Raw genomic sequence first — 25,527 nt, forward strand, 5'->3', positions numbered from 1 at the left:
TTCAGGGCAGCAGGGCCAGCTTGCCGACGGTGGCCCTGGCTTCAAGCTCCGCGAGCGCTTTCGGGCCGTCGGACAACTCGTACGTCGTGGGCCGGCCGGGCGGCAACACGCCGGCGGCGATGAGCCCGGACAGCTCGCCCATGACCTCGCCGAAGACCTGCGGTGCGGCCTGGATGAGTACGCCGAGGTTGAAGCCGATGATGTGGACCTGGTGCTTGTACACCAGCTCCCAGTTGGTGATCGCCGCTTCGCCGCCCGGCAGGCCAGACACGATGACCCGGCCGGTGACCCGCTTGGCTGCGGCCAAGCTGGCGTCGAAGGTGGAGCCGCCTGCGGACTCCAGCACCAGATCGGCGCCAGCAGCGTCGGTCAGCCGCAGCACCACGGTGGCGAGATCGCCGCCGACGGAGTCCAGGACATGGTCGGCGCCGGCTGCCAGCACTGTCTCGTGCTTGCTCGGTGAAGCGGTGGCGATGACCGTCGCGCCGTAGTACTTGGCCAGCGTGACCGCGGCCTGGCCGGTCGCGCCCGCGGCGGCGTGGATCAACACGGTCTGCCCTGCGGTGATCCCGCCCAGAGGCTTGAGTGCGGCCAGTGCGGTGGGCCAGTTCACGACCAGGCCCAGTGCCTGCTGCTCCGTCCAGCCGTCGGGCAATGGCATCGCTGCCGCCGCGGGCAGCACCATGTACTCCGCGAAAGCGCCGTAGCCCACGCCGACGACGCGGGTTCCCGGCTTCGGGTCGTTCACCGCGTTGCCTACGGCAACAACCTCTCCGGCGGCTTCGAAACCGGCCAGGTACGGCGGCCGCGGACCGTTCAGGAATGTGCCGTGGGACTTCGAGATGTCGGCGAAGTTCACGCCGGCGGCGGCGACCCGGATCAGGACCTCGCCCTGGCCCGGGCTCGGCCTCGGCGCGTCGGTGATCAGGCGCATGTCCTGCGGGCCGTTGAGGGATGTCTGCTGCAGCGCGTGCATGGTCGCGGAAGCCTTTCGTTCTCGGCGTACATGACAGAGGCCTGCGCCTCCCACCAGGTAGATCCCGGTCACCGCACAAAGGAATCGATGCTTGCCCGATCCTGCTGGTCCGGCCACCAGCTCCGACGTCAGCCCGTGCCGTGGATTGTATGATTCTGCCCATGGAACGGAGTCGTGGGACCGGAGCCGGCCGGCTTGCTGAGCTCGTCGATCTCATCGCCAGGCATGCGCGTCCCGACCAGACCACACGGATTGACGGCGTACTGGCGTCGGCGGAGACACGAGTCGGGGAGCCGGCCCCGTCTCGATCCGGGACCGTGATGGCGTTGATCGCCCAAGGCGCGAAGCGGATCGCGTTGGGCGACCGCACGTACGAGTACCGCCAAGGGCAGTACCTTGTCGCGTCCGTGGACCTCCCGATCACCGGCCATTACGTCGAGGCTTCGGCGGCAACACCGGCGCTTGGGTTCGGACTCGTCATCCGTCCGTCGGTCGTCGCCACACTCCTGCTGGAAGCAGGGCCGAGTCAGCGGCCGGCCGTGCCTGCACTCGGAGTCGCCGACGCCAGCGAGGCCATGATCGACGCCGCCGTACGCATGCTGACGTTGCTCGAGCGTCCGCGGGATCGTGATGTCCTCGCGCCGATGATCGAGCGGGAGATCCTGTGGTATCTCCTCAACGGTCCGATGGGTCCGGCGATGCGGCAGATCGCGATGACCGACAGTGGACTGACGCAGATCAGCCGCGCGGTTCGATGGATCACCGACAACTATGATCAGCCGCTGCGGGTGCAGGAGTTGGCCGGCATGTGTGGAATGAGTGTGTCGTCGTTCCATCGAAACTTCCTGGCCGTCACGGCGTTCAGTCCGCTCCAGTTCCAGAAGCAGGTGCGGCTCCAGCAGTCCCGTTTGCTCCTGCTGTCCGGTGTTGGCGATGTCGCCACCACCGGCCTACGCGTCGGCTATGACAGCGCGTCGCAGTTCAGCCGCGAGTACCGCCGCCATTTCGGCCTACCGCCCGGCCGCGACGCCGCCCGCCTCCGAGCCCTGGCCGAAGCCCCGCCCAAATGGTGATCACCCGCCTAGAACGGTGAGGGGTCTCCTGTGGTGGTGCTCGGTGTTGGTGGTGGAGCGGAGGATGAGGTGTAGGGAGCTGTGGTTGGCGAGGCCGCCCAGGGCTCCCAGGGCTCGGAAGGTGAGGGTGATGTCTACGACGGTTGGTGCAGCGAAGCGGACGCGGAAGCCGCCCTCCTGGCGTGGATCGCCGGTGAGGTCGTGGAGGGGCAGGTCGAGCTCGACGCCGGGCACCGGATCGCTCTCGATTGCCAACTGGCCCGTCACATAGCCCTGGTTGACGATCGTCATGTCGATCGTGTGCCAGTCGCCCGTGGTCAGACTCTGCACCCGGGTTGCGGTCCGGGCGACGTTCACCCGGGCCTCCGGGTTGATCGCGACCGAGATCGGCGCCGCGGTGTCGACCGGGCCGCAGCAACCGGCTGCCTCGCCGTGAATCATCAGTCCACCTCGCATTCGTCCCGACGGGTCAGGTAGGCGGCCTGCGCGGCGTCGTACGCCTCCCGCGCTTCGGCTCGCTCGGTCTCGCGGATGAAGCCGGACTTCGCCTTCCACAGCGCGTCGACCGAATCGTGCAGCCACTGCGCGCTGCGACGCGAGGCCCGGATCGGCCGGCCCGCGATCTCGACGAAGATCGGCTGGGTGTGCACGCTGCGCAGGATTCGCAGCGCCACCCAGGACGAACGCTCCAGCGGTACGTCGAACTCGACCACCTGCTCGTTGCCGTCAGCAAGCACCTCCTGAGACCCCACCGGTACGCCGTTCACCAGCACCTCGACCAGCACCGTGCGAGTCTGGCCGATCCGGGCGCGTTCGATGTGCCAGCCGACCGGTGCGCTGTACGCCGGCTGGCCCGCCGCCGGTGCCGCGGGCGGCTGCTCGGGCAACCAGGCCGCGACCGTCGCGCTCACCCGAACCGGTCCTGCAGCATCGACGCTACGCTCCCGCGCTGTGTCGCCATCGACCGCGAAGTCGTACACATGGCTGCGGCCGTCACCGAAGTACGACGCGCCGTCCTTCAACCCACCGAGCCACGACTCCAGCGCCTGATCGCCCTGGGGCGGCTCGGGGAGCTGGACGTACGTGCGCCCGACGCCGGGACCGTCGTCGTAGATGCAGGGGTAGTCGGTCTCGCCGAGCATCAGAGTGCGGTAGCCGACGTTCAGCAAGTGGTACCAGACGTTCATCTCGGCGGCAGGGGAGAACTCTGCGCCGCACTGGAAGTCGGCGGCACCGAGCGGTACGTCGACGATGATCTCGTTGGAGCCGATCGACTGGAACTCCGGGATGACGTAGTTCGGCAGATCCTCCGTGCCGACCGCGAGGCCGAGACCGCAGTGCGCGTACCCGACCATCGCGTTCTGCGCGTGGCCCCAGCGCATCACCGGCAGGTTCCAGGACGGCCAGTCCTCGATCACCTTGGTGCCGGGATAGTCCTGGTCGGTCAGGCCGAGCAGGATGACATGACCGGAGTGGCTGGACGGGAAGCCCGACACCTCGAGGTCGTACCGGAGCAGGCTCTGGCCGTCGTGGTCGGTGTCCTGCGGATCCCAGGTCATGCCTTGTGCGCGCTGCATGTCGGGGTACTCCAGCTCGGCGCGCGGGCTGATCGACGAGCCGCTGAAGAACTGCTTCTGGTGGTAGTAGCACGGCCCCCAGGTGAGCACGCTGCCCATCCACAGGCCTTCGCCGCGCACGTGCCGGATCATCGTCTCCGGATTGACGCCCTCGGACGGGACGCTGTAGTGCGAGCAGCCGCCGGCGTGGATGTGCGGGTCGCCGGAGTAGTAGCCACGCGTGGCCGGATCGGCCCAGCGATCGAGCTCGATCGTGACGGCCTCGGTGTCGGACTCCACCTCGACGTCGACGCGGACTTCGCGGTACTCCGGTCCGCGGCGTGCGGAGATCTCGTACTGACCGGCCGGGAGCGTGATCACCTCCCCGGTCGCCCGATACACGTGTTCGTGGAAGAACATGTCGGGCGCCAGCCGCATCGCCTTCGACGGGTACGCGCGCCGCTGCGAGTCGCGGACCGTCAGCGCGGCCACACAGCTGCTGCCGTCAGGCTCCCGGATGTCGAACCGGACATCGCGGGCCGGCAGGCAGTCGAACTCGATCGCCGCGCCGTACTGGCGGCTCTCGAAGCCCATCCGTTGCCCGGCCTTCGCGAACGGCGGCCGGGTCAGGCTCTCCGTCGCCTCCTCCACCGCCAGGATGAAGGCCAGCTCGCCGCGCCGGCTCCCGCCATCGCGGCTGTACAGACTCATGACCTTGTACTCGACATCGAGCCCCGACACGTCGGTCGGACCGGCGAGCCTCGCCTGCAGCCAGATCTTCTCGATCCGCGGTACGACGGTCAGCGTGTCGGGCAGCGTGATCCGCGCGGCATGGCTGTGGTGGTCGACCAGTCCGAGTACGCCGCCCGGACCGCCGGCCAGGTCGCCCAGCAGGTGATGCGGGTTCACGACCCGGACCAGGAAGCTGCGCCATCCGTGCTGGACGAGTCGCGGTGGAGCCGCGCCCGGCGTACTCGCCGTGTAGCCCTGCTCGTCGATCTCCACGTCGACCAGGACGTACGGCCGCAGCAGCTCCTCGACCGCGGTGGACCGCACGGTGTCGGATTGCGAGTCGTCGGCCAGCTTGGCCAATCGGCCGGCGAGGTCTTCGGGGAGCGGTTCACCGATGTCGCGCAGTTTCTCGACGGCTCGGGTCGCGGACGCATGCAACGGTTGGAACACGAGGCCTCCTCATGGTGCACCGGACTTCGACCCTATGGTCGAACGCCCGCCTCGTCATCTCCTTTGTTCGGCCGGGAGCAACCGCGGCCGATCGATCACTTCGACTGATCGTTTGCTGGTCGCCGATCGACGGCGGTCCTAGCGTCGGGCCCGATCTCCAACCGTGCTGTGAATCGAGGGATGAATGCCCGAGCCACTCGCTGAGGTCCGGCTGCGCGACTTCGCGCCGGTCTCGATGATGACCACCACAACCACCACCGTGACCGATCCGGCCGCGCCGATCGTCGACGTACACAACCATCTCGGTCGCCGTAACACCGGAGTCTGGCGGGCGCCCGACCCGGACGCCCTGATCAAGACGATGGACGAGGCGGGCGTGGCAACCATCGTCAACCTCGACGGTGAGTGGACCGATGAGCTCGAGGCGAATCTCGATCGCTACGACCGTCAGTACCCCGGGCGGTTCGTCACCTTCGCACGCCTGGACTGGTCCGACACGTCGACCCCCGGCTGGGGCGATCGGATGGGTGCCTCGCTGACAGATTCGGTACGCCGGGGCGCGGCAGGACTCAAGCTCTGGAAGGACATCGGCCTCCGGATTCGCGACGAGAACTCCGAGCTGATCTTCCTCGACGATCAACGCCTCGAACCGCTCTGGGACGCGCTGGCCGAGTCGGGTGTGCCGGCTCTGATCCACACCGCCGACCCGGCGGCCTTCTTCCAGCCGCTCGATCGCCACAACGAACGGCTCGAGGAACTGCTGCGCCATCCCGACTGGCACTTCTACGGGCCCGAGTTCCCGCCACTGCAACGGTTGCTGGACGCGCTCGAGGCAGTCATCGCCGCGCACCCGCAGGTGCGTTTCATCGGCGCCCATGTCGGCTGCCTGGCGGAGAACCTCGACTGGGTTGAGCAAATGCTCGACCGCTACCCGAACTACCGCGTCGACCTCGCCGCGCGGATCGCCGAGCTCGGCCGCCAGCCACGCCGTACCAGGGCTTTGATCGAACGGCATCCCGACCGCGTCCTGCTCGGCACCGACTGCGCGCCGCCCGAGGTCGCCGACTACCGGATGTACCTGCGCTTCCTGGCCAGCGCCGACGAAGGTTTCGCGTACTCGTCGACCGAACCGCCGCCGAACGGGCGCTGGACGATCTCGGGCCTCGGGTTGCCGGACGAGTTGGCCGCGCGGGTCGAAGGCGACAACGCCCGCGCGTTCATCCCGGCGCTCGCGCAAACCCCGGCGGGGAACAGCGATGGCGGACTTTGACCTGATCATCCTCGGTGGCGGCATCGTCGGAGCGAGTGCCGCGTTGGCCGGCGTACGGAAGGGCGCGCGGGTCGCGGTCGTCGACGCCGGCCTGGCCGGCCGTGCGACCGATGCCGGCGCGGGCATCGTGTCCCCGGTCGCGCTCGATCGTGGCGAGCAACGCCCGGACTGGACCTCGGTGATCACCGAATGCGTCGGCTACTACCGCAGTCTTCTGGCCGAGCTGGATGCGGTCGATCCGGCCGGCGCCGGGTCGGCGACGTTCGAGCAGGTCGGCGAGTTGGTTGTAGCCGGCAACAATCCTCACGAGCTGGCGGCCCTCGACGCGGTGACCGAGCGCCTCTCTCGTCCAGAGGGGCGTCGAGCGCACGGCGTCACCAAACCGGTCGAGACCGTCGACGGCACAGACCTTCGCAGGTACTGGCCGGAACTGCGCGGCGATCTGCGCGGGATCTTCATCGCCGAGGTGGGCCGGGTCGTCGGTTCGCGGCTCCAGGATCGGTTGATGACGGCGGCGCGCCGGCGCGCTCAGGGCCGGTCCGACGGTGCTCGACTCGAGGTGATCCCCGGCGCCGGGATGCTGGACGCGCAGCATCCGGTACCGCGGGTCCGCGTCGGGCACCGCGTGATCGAGGGACGGGCCGTGCTGCTCGCGACCGGTGCCTGGGCGGGCGCAGACCTGGCCGCGTTCGGCGTACGGGTCGACATCCGGCCGATCCGTGGGCAACTCGTGCATCTGCGACTCGATGGCCAGCAGACCGGCATGCGACCGGTGGTCAACACGCCTGGTGCCGGCTACCTGCTCGGCTTCGACGACCGCATCGTCGTTGGTGCCACCCACGAAGACGTCGGCTTCGACGCACGAGTCACGGCCGGCGGACAGCAGTCGGTTCTGAATGCCGCACTGAACCTGGCGCCCGGCCTGTCCGACGCCACAGTCCTCGAGACCAGGGTTGGCCTGCGCCCGGCCACCAGCGACGGTCTGCCCTTGGTGGGGGCGGTAGCGCCCGCGATCCATGTCGCCACCGGGCTTGGGGCGTGGGGCCTGACGCTCGGGCCCTTGCTCGGCGACCTGGCGGCTCGGCACGCACTCGGCGACCAGATGCCGGCCCGCCTCGACTTCCTCAGCCCAGGCCGCCCACTCATGAAGGAGTCCGCATGAAGCGTCTACTGAGTCTGTTGCTCGTCCCACTGTTGCTCGCCGCGGCCGCCTGTTCGGGATCCTCCGAGTCCGGCGGCGACAGCGACGAGCAGGTCACACTCACCTACGCCATCTGGGACGTGGCGCAGGCAGCCGCGATGAAGCAGATCATCCAGGAGTTCCACACCCAGCACCCGAACATCGACGTACAGGTCCAGGTCACGCCCTGGGAGAGCTACTGGACGAAGCTGCAGACCAGCGTCACCGCGGGCAGCGGCCCCGATGTCTTCTGGATGACCATGGTGTACGCCCAGTACTACGCCATCGGCGGTGGCATCGCTCCGCTCGACGACCAGGTCAAGAAGTCGAAGCTGGACACAAGCGTGTACGTGCCGGCCGTCACCAAGGCCTACACGGTCGACGGAAAGCTGTACGGCATCCCGAAGGACGTCAACGGCTTCGGGCTCTGTTACAACAAGAAGCTCTTCGACGCTGCCGGTGTGAAGCACCCGGACGCGTCCTGGAAGTGGACCGACGTGATCGCCGCCGCCCAGAAGCTGACCAACCAGCAGAAGGGCATCTACGGGTTCGTCGCACCGGAGGCCGACGAGCTGAGCTGGTACCTGACCGTGCCGCAGGTCGGCGGGCAGGTGATCTCGCCCGACGGCAAGAGCTCCGGGTACGACCAGGACGCGACGATCCAGGGCATCCAGTTCTGGACCGACATGATCACGAAGTACCACGTCTCGCCGACACTGCAGCAGACCACGGACACCGACCCGCTCGCGATGCTCACCTCCGGCAAGGTCGCGATGCGGTACTGCGGATCCTGGGAGCCCGAGGAGATCGCTGCCGTCCCGTACGGCAAGGCCAACATAGGCATCGCGCCGCTGCCGGCCGGTCCGACCGGGAAGCGGGACTACTACAGCAACGGGCTGGCCAACAGCATCTCCGCCAAGACCAAGCATCCCGAGCAGGCGTGGCAGTTCCTGCAGTTCCTCGGGTCCGAGAAGGCCGCCGAGATCCAGGCGAAGACGGGCACCGTGATCCCGGCGTACCAGGGGCATGCCGACGCGTACGCCAAGGCGATGCCGGAGTTCGACCTGCAGGTCTTCGTCGATCACCTGAAGTACGCCCAGCCGTTCCCCGCCTCAACCGACACCTCCGTCTGGCGCGACGAGGTGACGAAGCAGTTCGCCGAGGCCTGGACGGGCAAGGCCCCGGTCGCTGACGTCTCCAAGAGCGTGGCGGAGATGATGAACACCGCGCTGTCGAAGGAGAAGAAGTGAGCGGCCAAGGCACCGCGACGGCGCCGCCCGATGTGCTGACCGGTGGTGAGACCGGCCGGCGGGCGGGCCCGGCCCGCCGCCGGCGGCCGCGACCGCCGACCCGGGACAGCGGCTGGTGGGCCTTGATGTTGCTGCTGCCGGCCGCCGCGGGGCTCGCGATCTTCGAGATCTGGCCGACGTTCCAGACGATCTACTACTCCTTCACCAGTTGGGGTGCGTTCGGTGGGCACGCCTGGTCGGGGCTGGAGAACTACCGCACGCTGATCGCCGACTCCGACGTCTTCCATGCCATCGTCAACACGGCGATCATCACCGCGATCACGTTGCTCGCCGTGCCGTTGTCGGCGATCGTGGCGGCGCTGCTCAGTCTTCCGGGGATGCGCGGCGTCACCATCTACCGCACGCTGTACTTCCTGCCGGTCGTCACGTTGCCGGCCGCGGTCGCCCTGACCTGGAAGTGGCTCTTCAACGGGGACTACGGCCTGATCAACTGGCTGCTGTCCAAGATCGGCATCGACGGTCCGCACTGGCTCTCCGACCCCGCGACCGCGATCTTCGCGATCAGCATCGTCGGGGTCTGGGGGTCGATCGGCTACAACATGGTGATCTTCCTGTCCGGCATCCGCGGTATCCCGGTCGACTACTACGAGGCCGCCGAGCTGGACGGTGCCGGCCGGCTGGCGCAGTTCTTCCACGTCACGATTCCGCTGCTGACGCCGTCGATCTTCTTCGTCACGGTGATCACGGTGATCAACTCACTGCAGGCGTTCGACCTGATCTATCTGATGGTGGGCCAGCAGTCTCCGGCGATCGAACGGACCGAGACGCTGGTCTATCTCTTCTACCAGCGGGGATTCGCCGAGCACGACGGCGGTTACGCGGCCGCGATCGGCGTACTGCTGCTGATCGCGACCCTGATCCTGACCGCGGCGCAGTTCCGGCTGCAGAAGAGGTGGGTGCACTATGGCTGACTCGATGCAGCTGACCGCCCGGCGAGGCAGCAGGCGTTTTCGGCCGCGGCACCCGATCGCGCATCTGGTGCTCTGCCTGGGTGCGATCTTCATGGTCGGGCCGTTCCTCTGGCAGCTCTCGACCTCGCTGCAGACGTTCGGTGAGTCGGTGAGCGTCCCGCCGACGTTCCTGCCGCACTCACCGCAGTGGTCGAACGTGACGACCGTCTTCAGCGCCCTGCCGTTCGGCCGGGAGTTGATGAACACCACGGTGATGACGATCGCGCGGACCGTCGGTCAGGTGCTGTTCAGTTCGCTGGCCGGCTTCGCCTTCGCCCGGATGCGGTTCCGCGGCAACGCCGTACTGTTCGCGATCTTCCTGTCGGTGACGATGGTCCCGTACCAGGTGTTCCTGTTGCCGCAGTACCAGATCATGCAGGGCCTGGGGTTGCTGAACACATTGACGGCGCTCTTCCTGCCGGGCATGTTCAGCGCGTTCGGGACCTTCCTGATGCGGCAGTTCTTCCGGCAGATCCCGATGGAGATCGAGGAGGCCGCGCGGATCGACGGTGCGAACATCCTGCAGATCTTCTGGCGGATCATGCTGCCGATGAGTGCTCCCGGGATGATCGCGCTCGGCGTACTGGTGATCATCTGGTCCTGGAACGACCTGCTCTGGCCGCTGGTGGTCAACTCGGATCCCCGGCAGATGCCGGTGTCCGCGGGACTGGCCAGCCTGCAGGGGCAGTACACGACGAACTTCCCGGTGCTGATGGCCGGATCGCTGCTGGCGAGCCTGCCGGTGATCATCGTGTTCATCGTCTTCCAGCGGCACCTGATGAGCGGCATCGCGTTCTCGGGGGTCAAGGGGTGAGCGTCAGCTGAGTGGGAGTGAGACGTCGGCGGAGAGCCGGGCGAGATGCACCGTGACGCCCAATCCAGTGAGTCGGGCGAGTTCGTCCGGATCCGCCGACGGATCGGTGACCAGGACGTCGATCTCCGACGCGTCGGCGACCTTGGCCACGGTCGTCTGGCCGACCTTGGAACCGTCGGCCACCACCATCAGCCGGTGCGCATGGGTCACCATGGCGTGATTCGTGCGAGCCTCGGTGTGGTCGTGGGTGGTGACGCCGTGCGCCGCGCTGACGCCGTCGGCGCCGAGGATGGCCAGGTTGACGTTGATCCCGTTGAAGGCGTTCTCCGCGAGGCTGCCCACCAGTTCGAACGAGCTCGCCCGGATCACCCCACCCGTCATGATCACCTGCAGGTTCGGCCGCGCCGCCACCGCGGCCGCGGTGGTGAGTGCGTTCGTCACGATCGTCAGCCGCTGCCGGTGACCGAGCTCCCGGGCGACCTCGGCAGTCGTCGATCCGCCGCCGATCGCCACCGCGAGCGGCCGGTCGGTCGGCAGCAGGGCAGCAGCCGTGACGGCGATCGCGTGCTTGGCCAGTGGGGACTTGGTGTCCCGGAGCCGGACGGGCAGTTCGGGGCCTGTGTTGGCCCGGGCGCCGCCGCGGGTCCGGGAGACGAGGCCCTGGTCCTGTAGGTGGGTCATGTCCCGGCGCAGCGTCGCCGGTGACACCTGGAGCTCGCCGCACAGGGCGCCGACGGACATCGCGCCGCGCGTGGTCAGGAGGTCGAGGATGTCGACCAGCCGTTGGGTACGGCGGGGAGAGGGGGCGGACGGTTGCCAGGAGTGGAGCGCGGGGAGGGCTGCCGTACTCATGACGATCACCTCGTTCCGGCCTGGACGGCGGGATGGATCGCCTCAGTGTGAGGGTCTGCGCACGCGCCGTCGCGGTTTCGCTCAGTCAGGGTGAGCGCTAACGATCAATGGGCTTGCCTGCCAGGTAGACGGACTGGACGGTGAGGTCTTCCGAGAGGAGGACGAGGTCGGCGGACTGGCCGATCGCGATGGTGCCGCGGTCGTGCCAGCCGTAGTGGCGGGCGGCGTTGGTGGAGACGAGTGGGGCGGCTTGTGGGGGAGTCAGGTGGAGGAGGCGTACGACGTTCGCGAGTGCGTCGGAGAGGAAGTGAACGGAGCCGGCGAGGGTGTCGGTGTCGCGGAGTTTGGCGATGCCGTGGTGGACGGTGACGTGGCGATCGGCGTACGAGTAGTCGCCGTCGCCCAGGCCGGTTGCGGCCATTGCGTCGGTGACGAGGATCGAGCGGTCCGGGCCCGCGGTTCGGGTTGCGACCGTCAGGGCTTCGGGGGACAGGTGGGTGCCGTCGGCAATCAGTTCGCAGGCGACTCGGTCGTCGAGGAGGGCGACGCCGACCGGGCCGGGGTGGCGGTGGGTCATGGTGGGCATCGCGTTGAAGAGGTGGGTCGCGGCACGGGCGCCGGCGTCGAAGGCCTGGCGGGTGTGGGATCCGTCGTCGTCGGTGTGGCCCACGGCGAAGGTGAGCTGGTCGTGGTGGCGGTGGATGAGGTCGACGGCGCCGGGGAGTTCGGGGGCGATGGTCATCGAGACGGTCAGGCCGTTGGCCGCATCGATCAGGTCGGTGAACACCTGCTCGTCGGGGGTGAGGAGGGCGGACTCGGTCTGTGCGCCGCGGCGATTCGGTGAGAGGAACGGGCCTTCGAAGTGGATGCCGCGGATGTTCGGTGCCTGGTTGCTGGCGACGGCGTCTGCGGTGGCGGTGGCGGCGGCAAGCATCCGATCGAGCCGCATAGTGGCGACCGATGCGATCAGCGTGGTGGTGCCCTGCTGCAGGTGACTGCGGGCGACCTGGATGACGTCGTCGGGGTTGCCGGAGTACAAAGCCGCTCCGCCACCGCCGTGGCAGTGGGTGTCGATGAAGCCCGGCAACACCCATCGACCCCCGGCATCAACCACCACCTCCCCGCTCGTGGCGCCGGCAGAGCCGGCGCCACGAGCGGGTCTTACAGGCGGCTGGTCGGCGCTGGGCGGGCGCTGGCCGGGGCCTAGGGCTGTTATGTGGCCGTCGTGCATCTGCAGCCAGCCCTGGATAAGGGTTGGCGTGCAGATGCGGGCGTTGGCCAGGGTGATCATGAGCCGAGGAGCCGCCTACTGGCTGCTTCGGCGCAGACGCGGGCGCTGCCGAAGGTTTGGATCCAGCCGGCGAAGCCCGAGTAGTCCGTGCCGGGAACGCCCATGTCGACGACGATCATGTCCGGGTGCTGACCCTGCAGCTCCCCGATCAGCTTCTCCTGCCAGTCGAACCGATGAGCGCCCCGAACCATCAGCACCACCTGACTGTCCGCGCCATACTCCGACCGGAACTCACCCACCCCGGCCCGAGCCATCCCAGGTCCGTTGTACGTCTGCCCCGACAACCCGATGCTCTCGACAACCTTCCCGGCATCGCGCAGCAGCTTCTCCACACCCCAGCCAGACGAGCCGGCCGCGGGGGAGTGCGTCGGCTCCAACCGGATGATCAGTACGGCGTCACTCCGCAGTACCGGATCCCCGTGGGTCACCACCACCTGCTCGGCAAGCCGCTCACCAAGCGCGTTGTCCCGCAGCGAGACATCCGCCTTGGGCCGAGTCCCGAGCCGAGCCAGTCGCTCGTTGGCACTCTGCAACCGCTCCAACGGCAGCCGTCCACTCTCGACCGCCTCGACCAGAGCAGCAGCCGCCACGTCCACGTCGTCGAGGAACGCCCACGATCCAAGGCAGAGTGCGTCGGCTCCAGCCTCGATCGCCCGTACGGCGGCCTCCGGCAACGGCGCCACGTCGGCGATCCCGTACATCTCCAACGCGTCAGTGATCACCACCCCGTCGTACCCGAGCTCTCCGCGCAGGATGTCGGTGAGCAGCACCTTGCTGATCGTCGCCGGTACGTCGTCCAGCTGCGGTACCAGGTCGTGCGACACCATGATGCTGTCGACTCCGGCCTCGATCGCAGCGCGGAACGGATCGAGGTAGCTCGCCAGCAACTCATCCCGGGACACGTCGACAAGCGGCGTCGCCAGGTGCGCGTCGGTCCCGCTCATGCCGTGGCCCGGGTAGTGCTTGGCACACGCACTGACCCCGGCCGCCTGCATGCCTTCTACCCAAGCGGCGGTGTGCCGGCTGACCAGGTCGCGGTCCGCGCCGAAGCAGCGAATCCCGTTCGGGCTCAGCGGATTGACGGCCGTGTCGACCGCCGGGGCCAGGTCCCAGTCGACTCCGGCCTCGACCAGCGACAGGCCGATCTGGAACGCGGCCTGCCGGGTCAGCTCGACGTCGTTCAGCTCACCGAGCGCGCGGTTGCCGGGCATCGAGAAGCCGCCGAGGTTCGCCAGCCGGCTGACGTCGCCGCCTTCCTCGTCGATCGACAGCAGGACGTGGTCCCGCAGACCGTGGAGTTCGGCGGCCAGGCCCTGGAACTGCGAACCGTCGACGATGTCCTTGCCGAAGATCACGAAACCGCCGAGACCGGCCTCGATCCGCGGCCCGACCCAGTGGGGGACTTTGGGCCGGCCGAGTGCGGGGAACAGCACGCCATGGGCGAGCCGGTCGAGCTCTGAACTCACAACATCCTCCTGAGGGGATTCATCCTTTGACGGCGCCGCTGGTCATCCCGCCGACCAGCCGGCGCTGGACCAGCAGGAAGACGACCAGCACCGGGAGCGAGAAGATCGCGGACGCAGCGATGGTGGCGCCGTTGTCGATGCCGTCGGAGGTCTGGAACGAGACCAGCCAGACCGGCAGGGTGTAGTTGCTCTGCGACTTCAGGAACACGTAGGCGAACAGGTAGTCGTCCCACGCGCTGATGAAGGCGAAGATCGAGGTGGCCACGATGCCCGGGGCGAGCAGCGGGAGCTGGATGTGCCAGAACGCACCGAACCGGCCGCAGCCGTCGACCATCGCGGCCTCCTCCAGCTCCAGCGGGATCCCGTGCACGAAGCCGCGCAGGGTCCAGATGGTGAAGGGCAGGACGAAGGTCATGTAGGTGATGATCAGACCAGGGACGAAGTCGATCGCCCCGACCGAGCGCAGCATCAGGTAGAGCGGGATCACCATCGCCGACCCCGGCACCATCTGGACCAGCACGAGCCCGATCAGGAACGCCCGGCGGCCGAGGAACCGGAACCGGGCCAGCGCGATCGAGGCGCCGAGGGCGACGACCAGTGCGATCAGTACGGTCGACACCGAGACCAGCAACGAGTTGCGGACATAGTGCAAGAACGAGCCGTGGGTGAGCGCGGTGTGGAAGTTCTCCAGACTGATCGGCCACGGGATGAACTCCGGCGTCGCCGACAGGATCTTGCCTGGCTCCTTCAACGCGGTGGCGAACATCCAGTAGACCGGGAAGATCACCACCAGCGACACCAGAACGGCGATCGTGTTGGGGAGTGCTCGCTTGTTTCTCATGCAGTGACCTCGCCCTGCGCGAACAGTCGTCGTACGTAGAGCACTGCCAGCGCCGCGAGCAGGATGACGGTGATGATCGCGATCGCCGCGCCGCCGCCGTAGTCGTTGCGGGTGAAGGCCTCGAGGTACGAGTAGACGCCGAGCGTCGTCGTACCGCCGTCCGGGCCGCCCTGGGTGAGTACCCAGAACGGCGTGAACGAGTTGACCGACCAGATGACCTCCAGCAGGACGAGTACGGCGAGCACCGGGCCAAGGATCGGCAGCGTGACGTGGCGCGCCATCGACCACCGCCCGGCACCGTCAAGGCCTGCCGCCTCGTACAGGTCGTCCGGGATCTGGCCCATCGCGGCGTACAGGGTCAGCGCCACGAACGGCAGTCCCTTCCACACGATCAGCGCGATGATCAGGAACAGCGCCTGCCCCGGCGACCCGAACCAGTCGTGCGTGGAGAAGTCACCGAAGACCTTGAGCTGCGTGATCACCCAGTTGAGTACGCCGTACTGCGGCTCGAACAGCCACCGCCAGATCATCGACGCGGACACCATCGGCATCGCCCAGACCAGCACCAGGCAGACCGACAACATCACCCTGGCCCAGCTCGACACCTGGCGCAGCAGCGACGCAAGCAGGAACCCGATCACCATCAGCGCGGCGACACAGGCCACGCTGACGATCAGCGTGCGGAGCAGGACGGACCAGAAGTCGCTGTCGCCGAGCACCCGGGTGAAGTTGCCCAGGCCAACGAACGGCGCCTCCCCGGTGAACAGCGACCGCGGTCCGAAGTCCTGCACCGACAGCCAGATCAGCCGCACCATCGGGTACCCGAGCACGACCGCGAACGCGAGCACGGCCGGCCCGACCAGCCCGTACGGCGTGAAGCGGGCCAGCCGGTTCGTCCGGACCGTCTCGTCGCCGCGTGGTGGCGTCGGCGCGGTGGTTCCCGTCTCCGGCGCTTGGGTGAGCGAGGTCATCAGCCGCTACCGTCAGCGCGGACCGGATTGGGCGTTGAACGCTTCGGTCGCGTGTTTGTCGTACTCACCAGCAGCGCTGCCGATGTCACTGCCCTTGGCGATCTTGGAGAAGAACTGCTCGTTGTAGCTCTCGGTCTCCAGCGTCGCCTCGCCCGGAGTCGCCGGCAGCGCCTGGCTGACGGTCGCGGCCTGAGCGCCGAGCTTCAGCACGTCCGGCACGTTCTGGGTCGGCAGGAAGTCGGTGACGACCGGGAGTTTGTGAATGGTCTGCGTCATCGTCTGCTGGAAGGTCTTGCCGGTGATGATCTTCAGCCACTCGACCGCGGTTTCCTTGTTCGGGCTGTTCTGGGCAATGCCGATGGTGGAACCGGCAACGATCACCGGCAACGGCGAGCCTGCCTCGTAGCCCGGCATGATGAAGTAGCCGGCGTCGGCTGCGGCCTTGGCGTTGATCTCCTTCACCGCGCCCGGCTCCCACGCCTTCACGTAGATCATCGCCGCTTTCTGGTCGGCGAAAATCTGGTCCTGGTCGGGGCTGTCGGTGTTCGCACCGATCGAGGACGGCGTCGAGCAGGCGTTCTGGAACTTCTTCCACTCCGCCAGGCCGGCCTGGTTCTCCGCGCTGCTCATCGTCGCGGTCCACTTGCCGTTGTCCTCGGTGGCGATCTTGCCGCCCTTGCCGAACAGGAACGGCATCCCGGCGAACCAATACTGGCCGGGCATGTAGAACGCGGAGAAGTTCGGGATCGAGGTGTGTGCCTTGGCCAGCGTCGTGCAGTCCGCGACCAGTTCGTCAAGCGTGGCCGGCGGCTTGTCGATGCCCGCCGCGGCGAACATCTTCTTGCTGTACATGACGACCTTCGTGCCGCCGTAGAGCGGAGCGGCGTACAGCTTGTCCTGGTACGTCGATGGTCCGGCGAGCCCGGCCAGCCACTTGTCGGACGACTCGAAGCCGGCCTTGTCGTCGGTCAGCTCGGCCAGCGCGCCAGAGGCCGTCAGCATCGGGGTCTGCGTGTTGCCCATCTCGACGATGTCCGGCGGATTGTCCGAGGCGAGCGCGGTGGTCAGCTTGGTGACGATGTTGTCCCACTGCTGCACCTCGACCTTGACCTGGACGTCGGGATGCTTCTGGTGGAACTGCTTGGTCACGTCGTCGATGATCTTGTTGTCACCCGGGCCCGCCGGTCATCATCCAGACCGTCAGCTTGTTGGTCGGTGCTGCTTTGCTCGAGTCGGCCCCGCCGCAGGCGGCCAGGCTGACGAAGGCGGCTGAGATCGACGCGATGACACCCAACGTCGTCCAACGTTTCATGCCGGTTCCTCTTTCGCTGATTGGTCGACAGCGCAGCCGTCCAGCTGGGCCACGACACCGGGGGCGGACGTGGTGATCGAGGCGACCTGATGGCGGGCCACTCCGATCGCGGTGTAGTAACCGCTCAGTGCTGCGGCCATCGCACCCAGCAGGCCGCCGGACTCGCCGAGCACGGATCGGTGCAGATCGCTGTGCACACCGACGGTCTCGTACGTCTCGGCGCTCACCGTCTCCAGCACGGAGTCGCTGAACGCCCCGGAGAAGCCGCCGGTGAAGACCACCGTGCTCGGCTCGTACGCCAGAGCGACGATCGACACCAGGTGCAGCAGCGCCTCGTGGATCTCGTCGACCAGGCCGCCGAAGCGGTCCGGGTCGGCGAACACATCGTTGGCCGAGCCGAGCTGATGCCCAGCCGCCTGCGCGAGCGAGAGCAGTCCCGCACCGGACAGCAGGTCTCGCAGACGTTCCTTGCGGCCGGGCAACCGCAGCCGGCCGAACTCGCCGAGCAGGCCCTCGGGTCCGGCCAGCACCTGCCGGTTGATGGCGACCGCCGAGCCGAGACCGGTGCCCAGGCTGAACAGGACGACGGTCTCGTGCCTGGGCAGATCGCCGTAGTGCAGCTCACCCAGCAGGGCCAGGTTGGAGTCGTTGTCGATGATCGTCGGTACGCCGAGCTCGGCGCTGACGGTCTCGACGAAGGTGGTGCCGAGGATCTGCGGCAGGTTGAACGCGCCGACCACCCGGTCCTTGCTTGAGGCAACCACACCGGGCAGGCCGATCGCGACCGAGGTCAGCGGTACGCCGTCGCCGTACCGCTCGACCAGACCGAGCACCCGGGCCGCGATCCAGGACGCCAGCTCGGCGGCATCCAGGTCCCGCGGTGTCTTGTCCCGGCAGCGGATGATCGCCGAACCGATCCCGTCGGCGATCACCATCCGGCAGTACGTGCCACCGAGATCGATCCCGCAGACCAGCCCCGACCGCGGGTTGAACCCGAGCGCGGCAGCCTGCCGGCCCGGTCCTTCCCGGACGATCTTGTGCTGCTCCAGGGCCAGCCCGTCGGCGAGCAGATCGTCCACGATCCGGGCCACCGTCGCCCAGCTCAGTCCGGTCTGCTCGACCAGTTGCTTCCGGTCGATCCCGGCACCCGACAGCAGCGCGGCGATGATCGCCCCGCGGTTCGCCGTCCGGGTCCCGGCACTGCCTCGCACCAGCTTCGTCATTTATTCTCACGATGAATAGAATTAGTTGAGCTGAGACAGTAATCCCGCGATATGGTCCGTGTCCAGGGGTAACTGCATCTCCACCCGACGTGAGCACACGTCGTCCCGCCGGCCGCCCATGGCTGACCGCGGCCGCCCGGATCCCGCGCGACAACCGGTGCGTCAGTTGTCGGAGGTGCCTTCGGCCGGTTCGGTGGCGGGGGCAGTGACGACGCGGTTCCGGCCGGCTTGTTTGGCCACGTAGGTGGCGGTGTCGGCGGCGAGGATGAGTTCCTCGAGGGTGGTTCCGCAGGTGGGGTACGTCGCGGTGCCGACGGAGCAGGTGAGGCCGTCGAGAGTGGTCTGGCCGCGGGGCGTGGTGATGGTGACGGTCAGGGCCTCGATGCGGTGCCGGATGCGTTCTCCGGTCGCGGTGGTGTCCTTCGCGTCGGTGTTCGGCAGCAGTACGGCGAACTCCTCGCCGCCGAACCTGCCGACCAGGTCGTCGGTCCGCACTTCGCGGCGCAGTTCGTCGGCGATCGCCTTCAGGACCTGGTCGCCGGCCGGATGCCCGTGCGTGTCGTTGACGGTCTTGAAGTGGTCCAGGTCAAGGAACACGATGCCGAGCGACGTCTGGGTCCGCGCTGCCCGAGCGAGTTCCTTCCCGGCCATCTCGTGCCAGAACACGCTGTTGGCCAGGCCGGTCTGCGGGTCGGTGCGCGCCGCGGTCTGGAACTGGCCGACGAGCAGCGCCCGGTGCAGTCCGAGGATGGTCAGCAACAGTACGACGACCGTCCAGGGCTCGTGTCTAAGCAGGCTGGCCGTGGCGACACCCAGTCCGAGTGATCCGGCGACGATCAGCTGATCGCTGAGTCGGCCGAGCGCCTTCTGGGCGGTGGAGTCCGGGTTGGACAGCAGGACCGCGCCGACGACGAGCGCGTAGTTCACGAACCAGTACCCGAGCCCGGCGACGGTGACCGCGACGAGGCCGAGCGGTCCGGGCGGATAGCCCGGGTACGTGTCGGGGGAGAGGGCGACCAGGGAGACGGCGGCGGCCGCGCCGGCCAGAACGATGGTGGCGGCGGAGAAGAACCACCGGTACGGCGTGACCCGGCGGAGCCGGAACCACGAGTGGGTGTAGGTCAGCGCGATCAGCGCGAAGGCCAGCGGCGGTGGCAGGACCAGAACCCCGGCGAACGTCCACATGCCCTTGAGGTTCACGTACGGAACGCCCTCGGCGGCGACCTCACGGAGGCGCTCGATGCCGCGCGCCGCCTCGATGTGGATGGCGGACCCGATCGCGAGCATGGCGAGCCAGACCCAGTCCTCGACCCGGATGTCGATGGCACGGGCAGTAGCGATCAGCAGGACGAACGCGCTCAGGTCGATGGCCAGGACATAGCCGACGACTACGGGCGGTGCCGACCACAGCCCCCAGCGGCTCAGGTGCCAGGCGCCCGGGCGTGCGGTATCGGTTCGGCGGCGATGCCGTCGCCGAAATCGCCAATGCCGGATACTCGACATGAATCGGTCCCCCACAAGCCTCACTCGTCCACGGACCAGGGTAGCCGCGAAATCACCCAACGTCACTGCCTCAGGCTGACCCCGCCGGCGGACGATCCGGATGCCGGGAGGAGGTGTGTCGCCATGCGCAACAACGACTGGCACTGAGCCCCCATTGTCGTGCCCAACCCTAACTAGTGCGGCGAAGTCGTCGTACGCCGGTAGCCGATGGCCGCGCCGAGCGCCACGGCAGTCCCGAGGGCACCCGCGATCGCTACCACCGACGCGGGGTGCCACCGGTCTGCCGCGGCGCCGGCGGCCAGTACGCCGAGCCCCTGCGACACGATGAGCGCAGTGCGGGCCAAGCCGAAGGCCTGGCCCCGCTGCGCGTCCGGCACGGTCAGTACGAACGAAGCGTTCGCCGCGAGCTGGTACGACGAGCACAGTCCCGAGACCACCCAGAGGGCGACCGTCACCCAGAGTCCGGGGTGGATGAAACAGACGATCAGTGGGACGCACGACCCAACGGCGAGGGGGCCCATCAATGCCAATCGACGTGCGGGGGCGAGCCGGGTCAACAGCAGCATGCCGACCATCTGGCCGGCCGGGTTCGCGGCGAGCAGCAGGCCGACCGCGAGTGGCCCTCCGCCGACGACTGCGGCGTACGGCGCGGCAAGGCCCTCGACACTCACGTAGAAGCCCGCCACACAGGCGAGCGCGATCAGGTAGCGCAACCGCCGATCGCCCCAGACCAAGCGAGCGCCCGCCGACAACGAGCCCCACCAACTGATCCGGTCGGCCGAACTGGTGGCCGTAGGCAACGGACGGTCCCGGACACCAACCCGGACCAGCACTGCGGAGAGTAAGAACGTGGCCGCATCGACGGCGAGGGCCTGACTTGTCCCGAAGGCAGCCACCAAGGTGCCACCAGTCACGAAGCCGGCCAACTGTGCGGCCTGCGCGGTCACATTCGACACCGAACTCGCCAGCACATAGGTGTCGCCGGTCAGGATGTCCGGCAACATGGCGGCCCGCGCGGACTGGAATGGTGCCGCCAGCAACTGAACCGCCACCAGCAGCACGCACAGCAGCCAGATCGGCGCTCCGGGAATCGCCATCAGCGCCACCAGCAAGGCTCGGGCGAGGTCGCACCACACCATCACCCGGCGCCGCGGGAACCTGTCCGCGAGCCACGACAGCAGTGGGCCGGCGACGATGTCCGGCAGGAACGTCAGCGCGTACGTGACGGCCGACAGACCGGCCGACCCCGTCCGGTCGAACACGAGTACCGCGAGTGCGACCCGAGCCAACTGATCGCCGATCACCGACCCGAGTTGGGCACCCCACATCCACCGGAACTCCGCGACGGCGAACACCTCGCCGTACGTCGCGGGTCTGTCCGCCGGATCAGGTCGAGCGGACTCGGCGGAGCGGGTCATGAGAACGAAGCTACCCCGCCGCCGAGGCCCGCAGACTCTGTCCGGCGAGTCGGGGACCGCGCCGGTTTCAAACCGGCCGGAGGTGGTCACAGGATCCGCTAGAGTGCTGGCGGCCGACTCGTTGCCTTCGGCGCATACATCGACTCAGCGCCGTTCGTCTCGCGAACAGAGAGTGCTTACGTGGTAATGGCTTGGCGGTTCGGCGCAGTCGGCGCCGAGTCCGTCATGGCCGTCGTGAGCGATGCGGATCTGTTCAACGAGTGGATCGTCGCCGTGCCGCCGGTGGGACGCATCGACCCGAAATGGCCGTACGCCGGCGCGGTCGTGCGAAAGGCGACGGATCGTGAACCGCATGGCAGACATTCCTACGATCGGCATCTGACCATCGCGGTCGTCGAGACGTGGGATCCGCCGCAGGAGTTCGTTCTGCGGCTGCGAAGCGGCCTGGGTGGCTGGATCCGGCTGTCCGTCAGGGTGCAGCCGAGACCCGGTGGCTCCCTGGTCGAAGTGCGATCCGATCCGCTCACAGTTTCGGCGCGGCTTCGGTACGCCGGATCGGCCAGATCGCACGCCGAGGAGCGTTGCGCGGCAGTCGCCGAGAACCTCCTTCGCCTCGGCGCCGACCTCGAGGCCGACGGTAGTTCCTTACCGTGACGGCTTTCACTCAACGTCACTAGGTGCTCTGAGGCGATGCTTCAGGCGCGTGCGCGGAGGTATGGTGCCTGGAAATTAACGGGGAAGGTGGTCAGAAATGACTGCTGACAATGCACGACACCGACGTTCAAAACGTCATCCATTCATTCAACGCCTGACACTGCGCCGGCATCGCGAGAGGCCTTCGGACCCACCACCACGCGACCATCCCAGAGCCAAGGAATCCTCCGAACCGGATTCCACCTCGTCCTGAGCGCCGGCACATTCAGCCGGCCGGGTTTGTGGCCGCGAATCTGGTGGAGATCACCGGCTTCGGCTCGAATCCGGGAAACCTGAAGATGTATCGCTACACCCCACCCGGCCCGGCCGTGGGTCGGCCGGTTGTGGTGGCGCTGCATGGCTGCACGCAATCTGCGTCGGCGTACGACGATGAGCCGGGGTGGGTCGCACTGGCACAACGAGAAGGGTTTGCTGTTGTGCTGCCGGAGCAGCAGTCGGCCAACAACGCGAGCAAGTGCTTCAACTGGTTCGAGCAGGCGACACCTCGCCGGGTGCGGGGGAGGCGTTGTCGATCCAGCAGCTGGTCGACCGCACAGTGAGCGATCTGGGCTCAGATTCTGGACGGGTGTTCGTCACTGGTCTGTCGGCAGGTGCTGCGATGGCGGCCGTCATGCTCGCGACGTACCCGAATGTCTTCGCTGGTGGCGCGATCGTGGATCGACCGCCACAACGGACTCTGTGCACCGGTCGACCATCTCGGCGGTCAGTTCGTGGTTGATCGGTGCACAAGGTCGTGGGGTGTAGGGCGAGCGGGTCCAGCGTGGAGGCATCGAGGTCGGTTGGGCCGGACGCAGTGCCGATGAGGTCGAGCGTTCCGCCGTCTGGTAGGGCTGCGACGACTTCGTCGAAGGTCGCGCGACCGACGAGGTCATAGACAACGTCGGCACCGGCACCTGCCGCGGATCGACGCCTTGGAGGTCGTCGATCACATTCCGGCGGACAGTCGCGAGATGGACCGGCCAGGCATTCTGCAGGCGCTTCGACCCGTCCGGGTCGGGCCGCTCATCGTGATCGAGACGTAGTTCGCCAAACATAAGGGGGGTTGGGCGGGGAGAGGGCGTCAGCTTCTACACCGTGGACGTGATGCGCGTCGGCGACGGCAAGATCACCGAGCTCTGGGGCGTCGCCACCCTGCTGGACCTCCTGCAGCAACTGGGCGCCGTGCCTCGGTTCGGAGCGTCAGCGGAACAGGTCGAGGCCCTGGCCGATCAGGACTGTGGACAGGACGGCCAGCAGGATCACGAGGATCGTGTTCAGGTTGGCCAGGAGCCATTGCTCCAGGGAGGACAGGGCTGGGGCGGATCTCCTCGGGCCGGCGATCACGACGGCCAGCAGCGGGAGGAGGACGGTCAGGGACGCGGCGAGGACGAAGAGGGCGGCGGCGGTGACCTGCTCGCCGACGCTCAGAGGGGAGCCGCCGATCTGGGTGCCGGCGCCGATGACTAGGGGGAGGTTCTTGACGTTCGCGAGGGCCGCTCCGGCGCCGGTCAGCATGAGAGCGGGCGCAGAGAGGGTGGTGATCTTGTCGACGATGGCGGGACGCGGCGGCGGTTCACCGGGCCGCGGGCGTTTGCGCCAGTAGCGGACCGCCAGGACCGCGAACACCACACCGATCGCCAGTTGGACGATGTCCACGCCGTCCCGCGCGCCCTCGCTGCCCTCCTCGGCGACCGCGTCCGTGAGCATCACGACGAGCCCGATCGCGATCGCCAGGGCGACGGCCCAGCCCGCAAAGAAGCTGAGACCGGCTCGGATCGGCCCACTGGACATGAGCACCAGCACGATGCAGATCATCGGCAGCGGGCTCAGGGCGATCCCCATCGCCTGCGGCAGTACCGCGCCGACGACCGGCCACAAAGTCACCACCCCCAAATAGCGCCGGGCCCACGCACATCATGCCATCGCGACCGTTGACCAACCCCACAACCGCGCGGGACCATCAAAACCGTGCCGAGGCCGTGTCTGATGGTCCCGCGCCTACTGCGCGGCACTCGGCACGACCTAGGGAGGCGGCGATGAATCAAGGCCTGCTGAACTCGTTGACCGAGGCGGAGCGGCTGCTGGTGGCCGAGACGGAGCGGGACGCGCTGAAAAGCCTGGACGAGGACGAGCTGCTGGAGTTGCATCAGCGGATCCGGCGGGCTCGCACGAAGTACGTGAAGAACTATCGCCGTGGCGCGAGCGCGAGTGTGGCGAAGGTGGGCGGACGCGGTCTGTCCTACCCGAAGAATCAGCGGGACCGTGACAAGGCGGAGCTGTTCGAGACGGTGCTGGCGCGGGTGAGCCGGGAAGTCGCGGCGGCTGCCCGGCGATCGTCGATGGAGCTGCGCAGCGAACGGCTCGAAGCGGCGCGCGCGGCCAAGTCCGCCGCTCCGGCGGCACGCGCCGCCGCCCAGCCTGTGCCCGCCGCTCAGCGCGAATCGGTGGCTACCAAGCGGGCGACCAAGACCACCGGAGGGTTGAAGAAGGACGCGTCCACTCGTGCCGCCGGCGCCCGCCGCCAGGCCAAGCGCGACGCACGCTGAGGGCTCGAAGCAGACAGACGTACAACGAGAACTCGCCCGAATCGGGTGATCCCAGCAGACTCGGCATCGTGTCTGCTGGGTCGGGCGGCAGCCGGGAGGAGCGGAGATGCGCGGTGCGGACAGCGCGGGCGCACGGCCGTTGCGCCGAGGCCGACTCGCCAGGGTTGTGCTCATCGGTGCTGCGCTGGTGACGGTCGGTCTGGCGTACGCCGTCCTGGTGCCGAACGGCGCGGTGGGCGCCGACGGGGCGCAGTCCCAGCAGATCGAGGAAGGCCGGAAGCTGTTCACGGTCGGCTGCGCGAGCTGTCACGGCATCCATGCCGAGGGCGGGACCGACGGCGAGGGGAACTTCACCGGCCCCTCACTGATCGGTGTGGGCGCGGCCGCGGTGGACTTCCAGGTCAGCACGGGGCGGATGCCCGCGACCCAGCCAGGTGCCCAGATCCCGGCGAAGCCTCCGGTGTACACCGAGGAGGAGATCGCGGCGCTGGCGGCGTACATCGCCTCTCTCGGACCGGGACCCGCGATACCGGCGGAGCAGTACTACGACGTCAGCAACGCGACGCAGGAGGAAGTCACCCGCGGCGGTGAGCTGTTCCGGACCAACTGCACGGCGTGTCACAACTTCGCCGGCAGCGGTGGCGCGCTGCCGAACGGCAAGTACGCGCCGTCGCTGATGGAGACGTCACCCAGGAACATCTACCAGGCGATGCTGACCGGCCCGCAGCAGATGCCGGTCTTCTCCGACGGGGTGCTCCTCCCCGAGGACAAGCGGGCCATCATCGCGTACGTCGTCAGCCTGCAGCAGTCGCACGACCCGGGCGGCCTCGGGCTGGGACGGCTCGGACCGGTCTCCGAGGGCCTGTGGGGATGGCTGATCGGAATCGGCCTGCTGATCGCCGTGGCCGTGTGGATCGGCGCGAAAGTTCCTCGCGCCTGAGGTCCACCCGCGCAAACGACCTACGCAAACGCTTGCGCACGTCCAGAAACCGGACGACATGCGGCGCTCAGCATCTGCCGGAATCGTCGTAGACCGGTTAGTCTCGGTTTTGGGAACGCAGGATCGAACAGTCCAACTGCAGAGCCGCCCAGCCAGGGGG

Annotated in this window: 25 protein-coding genes; 11 read left to right on the top strand and 14 right to left on the bottom strand. The window is 67.9% G+C overall.

Going from position 1 to position 25,527, the window contains the following annotated elements; all coding sequences use genetic code 11:
* Position 1 precedes the first annotated feature (1 nt).
* The gene (locus E0H73_RS38990; RefSeq protein ID WP_131365187.1) at positions 2-976 is read right to left on the bottom strand and encodes an NADPH:quinone oxidoreductase family protein; all 975 of its coding nucleotides are present in this window, start codon (positions 974-976) and stop codon (positions 2-4) included.
* Positions 977-1,137: 161 nt separating this feature from the next.
* Here E0H73_RS38990 and E0H73_RS38995 point away from each other — a divergent pair, with 161 nt between their 5' ends.
* Positions 1,138-2,049: an AraC family transcriptional regulator gene (locus E0H73_RS38995; protein WP_131365189.1), complete on the top strand. Its 912-nt coding sequence runs from the start codon at positions 1,138-1,140 to the stop codon at positions 2,047-2,049.
* Here the strand turns inward: E0H73_RS38995 and E0H73_RS39000 are convergent, their stop codons facing one another.
* A complete protein-coding gene (locus tag E0H73_RS39000) occupies positions 2,050-2,490 on the bottom strand; it encodes a hypothetical protein (protein WP_131365191.1) in 441 nt (146 codons plus the stop codon).
* Complete coding sequence (locus E0H73_RS39005; RefSeq protein WP_131365193.1) at positions 2,490-4,787, bottom strand: CehA/McbA family metallohydrolase; 2,298 nt, start codon at positions 4,785-4,787, stop codon at positions 2,490-2,492. Before E0H73_RS39005 ends, E0H73_RS39000 begins: the two co-directional genes overlap by 1 nt.
* 184 nt (positions 4,788-4,971) lie before the next feature.
* Between E0H73_RS39005 and E0H73_RS39010 the strand changes: the two genes are divergently transcribed.
* From E0H73_RS39010 to E0H73_RS39030, 5 genes are read left to right on the top strand one after another with little or no spacing between them, the layout of a single operon-like run.
* The gene (locus E0H73_RS39010; protein ID WP_131365195.1) at positions 4,972-6,057 is read left to right on the top strand and encodes an amidohydrolase family protein; all 1,086 of its coding nucleotides are present in this window, start codon (positions 4,972-4,974) and stop codon (positions 6,055-6,057) included.
* Positions 6,044-7,219, top strand: coding sequence for an NAD(P)/FAD-dependent oxidoreductase (locus tag E0H73_RS39015; RefSeq protein WP_131365198.1), 1,176 nt, complete (start codon positions 6,044-6,046; stop codon positions 7,217-7,219). The genes E0H73_RS39010 and E0H73_RS39015 overlap by 14 nt, the downstream gene beginning before the upstream one ends.
* Entirely contained in the window at positions 7,216-8,487 is a 1,272-nt protein-coding gene (locus tag E0H73_RS39020; protein ID WP_131365200.1) for an ABC transporter substrate-binding protein, read from the top strand. Before E0H73_RS39015 ends, E0H73_RS39020 begins: the two co-directional genes overlap by 4 nt.
* Entirely contained in the window at positions 8,484-9,458 is a 975-nt protein-coding gene (locus E0H73_RS39025) for a carbohydrate ABC transporter permease (protein ID WP_238164560.1), read from the top strand. Before E0H73_RS39020 ends, E0H73_RS39025 begins: the two co-directional genes overlap by 4 nt.
* Positions 9,451-10,311: a carbohydrate ABC transporter permease gene (locus tag E0H73_RS39030; protein ID WP_238164561.1), complete on the top strand. Its 861-nt coding sequence runs from the start codon at positions 9,451-9,453 to the stop codon at positions 10,309-10,311. The genes E0H73_RS39025 and E0H73_RS39030 overlap by 8 nt, the downstream gene beginning before the upstream one ends.
* 3 nt (positions 10,312-10,314) lie before the next feature.
* Here E0H73_RS39030 and E0H73_RS39035 read toward each other — a convergent pair whose 3' ends face one another.
* The 10 genes from E0H73_RS39035 to E0H73_RS39075 all read right to left on the bottom strand — a co-directional run bounded on the left by E0H73_RS39035 (position 10,315) and on the right by E0H73_RS39075 (position 21,188).
* A complete protein-coding gene (locus E0H73_RS39035) occupies positions 10,315-11,163 on the bottom strand; it encodes a DeoR/GlpR family DNA-binding transcription regulator (RefSeq protein ID WP_131365202.1) in 849 nt (282 codons plus the stop codon).
* 97 nt (positions 11,164-11,260) lie between these two features.
* Positions 11,261-12,277: an N-acetylglucosamine-6-phosphate deacetylase gene (gene nagA, locus E0H73_RS39040; protein ID WP_165555996.1), complete on the bottom strand. Its 1,017-nt coding sequence runs from the start codon at positions 12,275-12,277 to the stop codon at positions 11,261-11,263.
* Between the two features lie 173 nt (positions 12,278-12,450).
* Positions 12,451-13,920 carry a glycoside hydrolase family 3 protein gene (locus E0H73_RS39045; RefSeq protein WP_131365206.1) on the bottom strand — a complete coding sequence of 490 codons (1,470 nt, stop codon included), beginning with the start codon at positions 13,918-13,920 and terminating at the stop codon, positions 12,451-12,453.
* A 19-nt stretch (positions 13,921-13,939) separates the two neighbouring features.
* Positions 13,940-14,761 carry a carbohydrate ABC transporter permease gene (locus E0H73_RS39050; RefSeq protein WP_131365208.1) on the bottom strand — a complete coding sequence of 274 codons (822 nt, stop codon included), beginning with the start codon at positions 14,759-14,761 and terminating at the stop codon, positions 13,940-13,942.
* A complete protein-coding gene (locus E0H73_RS39055) occupies positions 14,758-15,732 on the bottom strand; it encodes a carbohydrate ABC transporter permease (protein ID WP_131365210.1) in 975 nt (324 codons plus the stop codon). Before E0H73_RS39055 ends, E0H73_RS39050 begins: the two co-directional genes overlap by 4 nt.
* Positions 15,733-15,744: 12 nt before the next feature.
* On the bottom strand, positions 15,745-16,881 hold the full coding sequence (locus E0H73_RS39060; protein ID WP_165555997.1) for an extracellular solute-binding protein: 1,137 nt from the start codon (positions 16,879-16,881) through the stop codon (positions 15,745-15,747).
* Positions 16,882-16,900: 19 nt separating this feature from the next.
* Positions 16,901-17,044, bottom strand: a complete 144-nt coding sequence (locus tag E0H73_RS46230) for a hypothetical protein (protein WP_165555998.1) — start codon at positions 17,042-17,044, stop codon at positions 16,901-16,903.
* Positions 17,041-18,267 (bottom strand): ROK family transcriptional regulator, encoded by a 1,227-nt coding sequence (locus E0H73_RS39065; RefSeq protein ID WP_131365214.1) that lies wholly within the window; start codon positions 18,265-18,267, stop codon positions 17,041-17,043. The genes E0H73_RS46230 and E0H73_RS39065 overlap by 4 nt, the downstream gene beginning before the upstream one ends.
* A 162-nt stretch (positions 18,268-18,429) precedes the next feature.
* Positions 18,430-19,770 carry a GGDEF domain-containing protein gene (locus E0H73_RS39070; protein ID WP_131365216.1) on the bottom strand — a complete coding sequence of 447 codons (1,341 nt, stop codon included), beginning with the start codon at positions 19,768-19,770 and terminating at the stop codon, positions 18,430-18,432.
* 173 nt (positions 19,771-19,943) lie between these two features.
* Entirely contained in the window at positions 19,944-21,188 is a 1,245-nt protein-coding gene (locus E0H73_RS39075; RefSeq protein ID WP_131365218.1) for an MFS transporter, read from the bottom strand.
* A gap of 180 nt (positions 21,189-21,368) precedes the next feature.
* Between E0H73_RS39075 and E0H73_RS39080 the strand changes: the two genes are divergently transcribed.
* The 3 genes from E0H73_RS39080 to E0H73_RS48495 all read left to right on the top strand — a co-directional run bounded on the left by E0H73_RS39080 (position 21,369) and on the right by E0H73_RS48495 (position 22,620).
* The gene (locus E0H73_RS39080) at positions 21,369-21,842 is read left to right on the top strand and encodes a hypothetical protein (RefSeq protein WP_131365220.1); all 474 of its coding nucleotides are present in this window, start codon (positions 21,369-21,371) and stop codon (positions 21,840-21,842) included.
* Positions 21,843-22,123: 281 nt separating this feature from the next.
* Positions 22,124-22,441: a PHB depolymerase family esterase gene (locus E0H73_RS46730; RefSeq protein ID WP_202867781.1), complete on the top strand. Its 318-nt coding sequence runs from the start codon at positions 22,124-22,126 to the stop codon at positions 22,439-22,441.
* On the top strand, positions 22,438-22,620 hold the full coding sequence (locus E0H73_RS48495; protein WP_420323449.1) for a hypothetical protein: 183 nt from the start codon (positions 22,438-22,440) through the stop codon (positions 22,618-22,620). The genes E0H73_RS46730 and E0H73_RS48495 overlap by 4 nt, the downstream gene beginning before the upstream one ends.
* A gap of 461 nt (positions 22,621-23,081) precedes the next feature.
* Here E0H73_RS48495 and E0H73_RS39095 read toward each other — a convergent pair whose 3' ends face one another.
* Positions 23,082-23,765 (bottom strand): GAP family protein, encoded by a 684-nt coding sequence (locus E0H73_RS39095; protein WP_131365222.1) that lies wholly within the window; start codon positions 23,763-23,765, stop codon positions 23,082-23,084.
* A gap of 152 nt (positions 23,766-23,917) precedes the next feature.
* On the opposite strand from E0H73_RS39095, the gene E0H73_RS39100 reads away from it, so the two are divergent.
* Both E0H73_RS39100 and qcrC read left to right on the top strand, forming a co-directional pair.
* Positions 23,918-24,427 (top strand): hypothetical protein, encoded by a 510-nt coding sequence (locus E0H73_RS39100; protein ID WP_131365224.1) that lies wholly within the window; start codon positions 23,918-23,920, stop codon positions 24,425-24,427.
* A 106-nt stretch (positions 24,428-24,533) separates the two neighbouring features.
* Complete coding sequence (gene qcrC, locus E0H73_RS39105) at positions 24,534-25,367, top strand: cytochrome bc1 complex diheme cytochrome c subunit (RefSeq protein WP_131365226.1); 834 nt, start codon at positions 24,534-24,536, stop codon at positions 25,365-25,367.
* The last annotated feature ends 160 nt before the right edge of the window (positions 25,368-25,527 follow it).

This window comes from Kribbella pittospori, assembly GCF_004331465.1.
In the GTDB taxonomy this organism is placed as follows: domain Bacteria; phylum Actinomycetota; class Actinomycetes; order Propionibacteriales; family Kribbellaceae; genus Kribbella; species Kribbella pittospori.

Excerpts from the sequence above, each read along its gene's own strand:
- E0H73_RS39065 (WP_131365214.1), bottom strand. The coding sequence starts at position 18,267 with ATGACGAAGCTGGTGCGAGGCAGTGCCGGGACCCGGACGGCGAACCGC.
- E0H73_RS39035 (WP_131365202.1), bottom strand. The coding sequence starts at position 11,163 with ATGAGTACGGCAGCCCTCCCCGCGCTCCACTCCTGGCAACCGTCCGCC.
- E0H73_RS39055 (WP_131365210.1), bottom strand. The coding sequence starts at position 15,732 with ATGACCTCGCTCACCCAAGCGCCGGAGACGGGAACCACCGCGCCGACG.
- E0H73_RS39020 (WP_131365200.1), top strand. The coding sequence starts at position 7,216 with ATGAAGCGTCTACTGAGTCTGTTGCTCGTCCCACTGTTGCTCGCCGCG.
- E0H73_RS38990 (WP_131365187.1), bottom strand. The coding sequence starts at position 976 with ATGCACGCGCTGCAGCAGACATCCCTCAACGGCCCGCAGGACATGCGC.
- E0H73_RS39075 (WP_131365218.1), bottom strand. The coding sequence starts at position 21,188 with ATGACCCGCTCCGCCGAGTCCGCTCGACCTGATCCGGCGGACAGACCC.
- E0H73_RS39015 (WP_131365198.1), top strand. The coding sequence starts at position 6,044 with ATGGCGGACTTTGACCTGATCATCCTCGGTGGCGGCATCGTCGGAGCG.
- E0H73_RS39000 (WP_131365191.1), bottom strand. The coding sequence starts at position 2,490 with ATGATTCACGGCGAGGCAGCCGGTTGCTGCGGCCCGGTCGACACCGCG.
- E0H73_RS39070 (WP_131365216.1), bottom strand. The coding sequence starts at position 19,770 with ATGTCGAGTATCCGGCATTGGCGATTTCGGCGACGGCATCGCCGCCGA.
- E0H73_RS39100 (WP_131365224.1), top strand. The coding sequence starts at position 23,918 with ATGAATCAAGGCCTGCTGAACTCGTTGACCGAGGCGGAGCGGCTGCTG.
- E0H73_RS39050 (WP_131365208.1), bottom strand. The coding sequence starts at position 14,761 with ATGAGAAACAAGCGAGCACTCCCCAACACGATCGCCGTTCTGGTGTCG.
- qcrC (WP_131365226.1), top strand. The coding sequence starts at position 24,534 with ATGCGCGGTGCGGACAGCGCGGGCGCACGGCCGTTGCGCCGAGGCCGA.
- E0H73_RS39010 (WP_131365195.1), top strand. The coding sequence starts at position 4,972 with ATGCCCGAGCCACTCGCTGAGGTCCGGCTGCGCGACTTCGCGCCGGTC.
- E0H73_RS39030 (WP_238164561.1), top strand. The coding sequence starts at position 9,451 with ATGGCTGACTCGATGCAGCTGACCGCCCGGCGAGGCAGCAGGCGTTTT.
- E0H73_RS38995 (WP_131365189.1), top strand. The coding sequence starts at position 1,138 with ATGGAACGGAGTCGTGGGACCGGAGCCGGCCGGCTTGCTGAGCTCGTC.
- E0H73_RS46230 (WP_165555998.1), bottom strand. The coding sequence starts at position 17,044 with ATGAAACGTTGGACGACGTTGGGTGTCATCGCGTCGATCTCAGCCGCC.